Here is a 1,191-nt window from a genome sequence, read left to right as displayed (position 1 = left end):
CGTCGTTGACTCTCGGGCACACCACGGGCGACGCCGTGGCCGCGGAACGACCCTTCAAAGACGCCGGATTCGACTCGCTCGCTGCCGTCGAACTGCGGAACAGGCTCGGCGGCGAGCTGGGCATCACACTGCCGGCCACCCTCGTCTTCGACTACCCGACGCCCGCCGCCATGGCCGAGTTCCTCGACGACCGGATGCGGCCCGCGCCGACCGATGGCGCGGCGGCTCTGCTGGCGGAGCTGGACCGGTTCGAACAGACGATCGCCGACGCGACCCTCCACGACGAACTGCGGGCCCAGGTCGCCAAGCGACTGCAGACCCTGGCGGGCTCCTGGGCGTCCGCCGGACCGGACGGCGAGGCCACTGACCTCGACCTCGATCTCGCGTCCGACGACGAGATCTTCGAACTACTCGACGACGAGCTGGGCGCTCCGTAGATCCGGCCGCAACAAATCTCCTTGTCGCACCCCGCCAGCCCGGAAGGAACAGACCCATGCCGAAGGACGAGAAGCCGAACGATGACAAGCTCCGCGATTACCTGCGGCGTGCCGTCACCGATCTCAAGCAGACCAAGAACCGTCTTCGGGAGGTCCAGGCCGAGCAGGCCGAGCCGATCGCCATCGTCGGTATGGCCTGCCGCCTGCCGGGTGGGGTGAACAACCCCGAGGAGCTCTGGAAGCTCGTCACCGAGGGGGTGGACGCCGTCGGGGAGTTCCCGACCGACCGCGGCTGGGACGTGGAGTCCCTCTACGACCCGGACCCCGCCACCCCCGGCCGGTCGTACGTGCGCGAGGGCGGTTTCATGCGGGACGCGGCCGACTTCGACGCCGAGTTCTTCGGGATCTCGCGGCGCGAGGCCATCGCCATGAACCCGCAGCACCGGCTGCTGCTCGAGGTGGGCTGGGAGACGTTCGAAAGCGCCAACATCCTTCCCTCCACGCTTTCCGGTCGCAAGGTCGGTGTGTACGCCGGCCTGATGTATCACGACTACGGCCCCCGGCTGCGCTCGGTCCCGGCGGATCTCGAGGGATACCTCGGCATGGGTGAGTCCGGCAGCGTCGCATCTGGTCGGGTGTCGTACACCTTCGGCCTGGAGGGTCCGGCGGTCACGCTCGACACGGCGTGTTCGTCGTCGTTGGTGGCGTTGCATTTGGCGGTGCAGGGGTTGCGGTCGGGTGATTGTGAGTTGGC

General features: G+C 68.3%; 2 protein-coding genes. Both read left to right on the top strand.

Annotated elements, in window-relative coordinates:
- Positions 1 to 437: phosphopantetheine-binding protein (locus ACLQ2X_RS28350; RefSeq protein WP_425684131.1), on the top strand; the 437-nt coding region annotated here is incomplete at its 5' end.
- Between the two features lie 101 nt (positions 438 to 538).
- A partial coding sequence (locus ACLQ2X_RS28345) for a beta-ketoacyl synthase N-terminal-like domain-containing protein (protein WP_425684132.1) occupies positions 539 to 1,191 on the top strand: 653 nt, incomplete at its 3' end.

Source organism: Micromonospora sp. DT31, from assembly GCF_049841795.1.
GTDB lineage: Bacteria > Actinomycetota > Actinomycetes > Mycobacteriales > Micromonosporaceae > Micromonospora.
Note: the sequence above shows the minus strand (reverse complement) of the source record. Positions and strands in the feature narration are given on the sequence as shown.